We start from the raw sequence: 4,126 nt of genomic DNA, 5'->3' as shown, positions 1-4,126 counted from the left end.
GTCCACAGGCTGCCGGCCAGCGGCCGGCACTACCGTGCCCGTCTACCGGAGCGGCTTGAACCCCTCCAACAACACAGTTGCTACACGGACGTACTTGCGGCGTCCCCGCAAACCCACAGTGCCCCGCCATCCCACGGATAACCCGTTGTTGCTCTGCTCCAGCTGTTGCCTCTGCGGGTGCAGGGCTGCAAGCCCTGCAGAACACCCCTTACCCCGCCATCACCGCTTCAATCTCGTCGGCGCTGCGCGCCAGCCCTTCGGTCAACACGCGATGGCCATCACCGGTGATCAGCACGTCATCTTCGGTACGGATGCCGATGCCGCGCCAGCGCGGCTCCACCGTCGTGTCATCAGCGCCGACATACAGGCCCGGCTCGATGGTGAAGACCATACCCGGCTCCAGCAGACGTGAATCGCCTGCCAATCGATAGTCGCCCACGTCGTGTACGTCCAGGCCAATCCAGTGACCGGTCTTGTGCCGGTAGAAGCGCTGGTACAGCCCCTCGGCCAGATTCTTTTCCAGCGTGCCCTTCAGCAGGCCCAGCCGCAGCAGGCCTTCGGTCAGGGTCTGCACCGCGGCCAGGTGACCGGCCTCGTACGGCACGCCCGGCTTGGCCTGGGCCAGCGCTGCCGCCTGCGCCTGGCCGACCAGATCGTGCAGCGCACGCTGCTCGGCACTGAAACGGCCGTTCACCGGGAAGGTGCGGGTGATGTCGCTGGCATAGCCGCGGTACTCGGCACCGGCATCGATCAGCACCAGCTCGCCATCGCGCGAACGCGCGTTGTTGTCGCGGTAATGCAGGATGCAGCCGTTGCGACCGGCACCGACGATGCTGCTGTAGGCCGGGACCGCATCGCTGGCACGGAACACGCGCTCCAGCTCGGCCTGCAGCTCATATTCATGGATGCCCGCCTTCGCCGCCCGCATCGCCGCCAAGTGCGCGCGCACGCTGATCTGCGCAGCGTGGTGCATCAGCGCCACTTCCGCACCGGATTTGAACAGGCGCTGCTCGTGCAGCAGGTGCCCCAGTTCCAGGAACTCATGCGGCGGCTGCGCACCGTGGCGTACCTGCGAACGCACGCGATTGACCCAGCCGATCAGCTTCAGGTCGAAGTCCGCATCTCGGCCGAAGTGGTAGTAGACGCGCGAGCGCCCTTCCAGCAGCCCCGGCAGGATGTCATCCAGATCGTCGATCGGGTAGGCATCGTCCATGCCGTACAGCGCCACTGCCCCTTCCTGCCCGGCGCGGCTGCCATCCCATGCCTCGCGTTCGGCATCGCGTTCGCGGCAGAACAGGATGGCCTCGCCGTGCCGGCGGCCGGGAATCAGCACCAGCACCGCGTCCGGTTCCGGGAAACCGCTGAGGTACTGGAAGTCCGAATCCTGCCGGTACGGGTAATGCGTATCCAGGCTGCGCACCTTCTCCGATGCGGCCGGCAGCACCAAAATCGCGTCTTCGCCGGCCATGTCCATCAACTGGCGGCGGCGACGCTTGTACTCGCCGGCCGCGATGCCGGTGCGCTGCTTGATGTCCATCAGTTCAGGCGCTGGCGGTGGCGCGCGGCCAGGACCACATCGCCGTGCAGCAGCAGTACCGCCACGCGGATGAACTCCTCGATCTCGGACAGGGCCTCGTCATCATCCTCGCCACCGGCCTCGAAATCCTCGCTGGACGCACGCGCCAGGCTGGCCATGTCGGTCAGCGCTTCCTCGCCCTCTTCGGACAGGGTCGGGCGACGGCCGCCGCTGCCCAGGCCGAAGCCACCGAGGAAGCTGCGCGTCCAGGCGAACATCGCATCGGCCTGCGCGGCGACATCGTCGCTGTCGGTCAGCAGCAGCTCGAAGGCGAAGTCGCGGTCTTCCAGCTGCTTGATGGTGGCTTCCAGCAGCTGCGCCAGCGCACTGCCGGCCGCGACCGGGGCCAGGCTGTCATCGGCCAGCACACGGGCCGGCCAATCGTTGCCGGGGGCGCCGCCGGCAGCCAGCCAACCGCAAAGGCCGCCATGCAGCTCGGCAGCGGTGGCACCCAGGCCCAGTTCCTGGCTGGCGCGGGTAACGTCGTCGACGGAGGGAAGTTCGGTCATCGTGCGGCTCGTTCGGAATAGGAAACATGGAGCGCACACGCGCGCGCCCGCGAGCCCGGTAGTGTAGCAACCCTACCGGTCTCTCCTCGTGGCAGCCCGGCCCTGCTGCGGCAAGGCTTGACCGGCCTCACCCGGCTTGCCTATCGTGCGGCATGGAACCCGCCGACCCCCTTGCCCAGCTGCAGGCCTTCGCCGCCCGCGTGGAAGCGTTGCTTGAACGCAACCAGCGCCTGGCCGAGGAGAACCGCAGCCTGCGCCATCAGCAGGAACAGCTGGTGAGCGAGCGCTCGACGCTGCTGGCCAAGAACGAGCAGGCCCGCTCGCGGGTGGAAGCAATGATCAGCCGGCTCAAATCCCTGGAGCAGCACACATGAGCGCCGAACCGGTCAGTGTCCGCATCCTCGACCGTGAATACACGGTGGGCGTGGGTGGCGATGAGCGCGACAGCCTGATGGCCGCCGCGCGCCTGCTGGATGCGCGCATGCGCGAGATCCGCGGCAGCAACCGCATGGCCGCCGTTGATCGCGTCGCCGTACTGGCCGCGCTCAACCTCGCCCACGAACTGCAGCTGCTGCGTGACGAGAACGCCCGCCAGGCGGTGGCCCTGCAGCAGACCCTGGCCGATCTGAACCGCCGCCTGGACCGCGCGATCGACGACACCCCGTAAAAGGGGACGGAGGGGATCAAGGCGCATTCGCCCCTTGCGTGCTGGAAACGTCTTAATCCCCTCCGTCCCCTTTTCTGAATTGGCACGTACTGTTGCCGACGAACGGCCTATCCAGATCGTGCGCGCTGGCTATAATGACCACGCGTTCTCTGCGGTACTCGACGGCATGTGCAAACATTCGCCTTGTCCCTTAAGAACGACACCGGGAGCGCGACAGCGCCGGGAGTGCAGGTCCGCCTTGTAGCGGGAAGCCCGATGGTGCTCCAGCGTTCCCACTTGAGCCCCCCGGGTTCAAGGTCGTTTCGCATGCATCGACACTGCGGAGAATGCAATATTCCAGCAAGGGCGGCGTCTTCGGGCGTCGCCCTTGTTCTTTCCGGCACAATGACGGCTGTTCCCCGCCACTCGCTGCCATGACCGACCCGCGCCAGGCCCTGCGCCACGACCTGCGGCAACGCCGCCGCGCGCTCTCCGCGCCCGCGCGTATCGCCGCCGCCGACGCGCTGGCCGATGCCCTGCTCACCCTGCCGTTCGCCCCGCGTACCGGGCCCGTGGCCGGCTACTGGGCGCTGGATGGCGAAATCGCCCTGCACCGCTGGCAGCTGCAGCTGCCCGAAGGCCTGACCTACTGCCTGCCGGTGCTGGCCGGCGAGGGGCTGCGCTTCGCGCCGTGGCGCCCCGGCCAGCCGCTGACCAGCAACCGCTACGGCATTCCCGAACCGGACGTGGCCCTGGAAGACACCCTGGAACCGGCGCAGATGGCGCTGGTGGTGACTCCGCTGGTGGGCTTCGACAGCCAGTGCCGGCGGCTGGGCATGGGGGGCGGCTGGTATGATCGCAGCTTCGCCTTCCGCCACGACCGGCCGGCACCGCCCTGGCTGGTCGGTGCGGCATTCGCGGTGCAGCAGGTCGAGTCCTTGCCGGTGGCGTCGTGGGACGTGCCGGTGGATGCGATCTGCACCGAAGACGGCACCCTGTTCCCCTCCGCTACGGTGAATTCGGTTCCTGCCACCGCAACGAGCCGTCCGGTGCGCTGCACGGCATCCTGCGCGTGCGTGGTTTCACCCAGGATGATGGCCATGTGTTCTGCACCGAGAACCAGATCGAATCGGAAGTGACCGCGTTCCACCAGCAGGCGCTGGCGGTCTACCAGCACTTCGGTTTCGATGAGATCCAGATCAAGATCGCCCTGCGCCCCGAATCGCGCCTGGGTGACGACGCTACCTGGGACAAGGCCGAAGGCGCGCTGCGCTCGGCGCTGACCGCCTGTGGCGTGGAATGGCAGGAGCTGCCGGGCGAGGGGGCCTTCTACGGCCCGAAGATCGAGTACCACCTGAAGGACGCCATCGGCCGTACCTGGCAGCTGGGCACCAT

Annotated in this window: 4 protein-coding genes, 1 other RNA gene and 2 pseudogenes; 5 read left to right on the top strand and 2 right to left on the bottom strand. The window is 67.6% G+C overall.

What is annotated here, in order from left to right; all coding sequences use genetic code 11:
• Positions 1-208 precede the first annotated feature (208 nt).
• Complete coding sequence (locus ACQKDV_RS18550; RefSeq protein ID WP_427785723.1) at positions 209-1,531, bottom strand: aminopeptidase P N-terminal domain-containing protein; 1,323 nt, start codon at positions 1,529-1,531, stop codon at positions 209-211.
• Positions 1,532-1,536: 5 nt separating this feature from the next.
• Positions 1,537-2,085 (bottom strand): UPF0149 family protein, encoded by a 549-nt coding sequence (locus ACQKDV_RS18545; protein ID WP_427785722.1) that lies wholly within the window; start codon positions 2,083-2,085, stop codon positions 1,537-1,539.
• A gap of 152 nt (positions 2,086-2,237) precedes the next feature.
• On the opposite strand from ACQKDV_RS18545, the gene ACQKDV_RS18540 reads away from it, so the two are divergent.
• From ACQKDV_RS18540 to ACQKDV_RS18520, 5 genes and pseudogenes are all read left to right on the top strand, one after another.
• Entirely contained in the window at positions 2,238-2,459 is a 222-nt protein-coding gene (locus tag ACQKDV_RS18540; RefSeq protein ID WP_324810406.1) for a TIGR02449 family protein, read from the top strand.
• The gene (locus ACQKDV_RS18535) at positions 2,456-2,752 is read left to right on the top strand and encodes a cell division protein ZapA (protein WP_427785721.1); all 297 of its coding nucleotides are present in this window, start codon (positions 2,456-2,458) and stop codon (positions 2,750-2,752) included. The genes ACQKDV_RS18540 and ACQKDV_RS18535 overlap by 4 nt, the downstream gene beginning before the upstream one ends.
• Before the next feature lie 143 nt (positions 2,753-2,895).
• Positions 2,896-3,082, top strand: a non-coding RNA gene (gene ssrS, locus ACQKDV_RS18530) — 6S RNA.
• 83 nt (positions 3,083-3,165) lie between these two features.
• A pseudogene (locus ACQKDV_RS18525) lies at positions 3,166-3,750 on the top strand (5-formyltetrahydrofolate cyclo-ligase); the annotation flags it as partial.
• Positions 3,729-4,126 (top strand): annotated as a pseudogene (locus ACQKDV_RS18520) (aminoacyl--tRNA ligase-related protein); the annotation flags it as partial. The pseudogenes ACQKDV_RS18525 and ACQKDV_RS18520, both read left to right, overlap by 22 nt.

The organism is Stenotrophomonas sp. NPDC077659, from assembly GCF_050268705.1.
In the GTDB taxonomy this organism is placed as follows: Bacteria; Pseudomonadota; Gammaproteobacteria; order Xanthomonadales; family Xanthomonadaceae; genus Stenotrophomonas.
Note: the sequence above shows the minus strand (reverse complement) of the source record. Positions and strands in the feature narration are given on the sequence as shown.

Bases quoted from the DNA above. Each gene is read 5' to 3' on its own strand.
- ACQKDV_RS18545 (WP_427785722.1), bottom strand. From the start codon at position 2,085: ATGACCGAACTTCCCTCCGTCGACGACGTTACCCGCGCCAGCCAGGAA.
- ACQKDV_RS18540 (WP_324810406.1), top strand. From the start codon at position 2,238: ATGGAACCCGCCGACCCCCTTGCCCAGCTGCAGGCCTTCGCCGCCCGC.
- ACQKDV_RS18535 (WP_427785721.1), top strand. From the start codon at position 2,456: ATGAGCGCCGAACCGGTCAGTGTCCGCATCCTCGACCGTGAATACACG.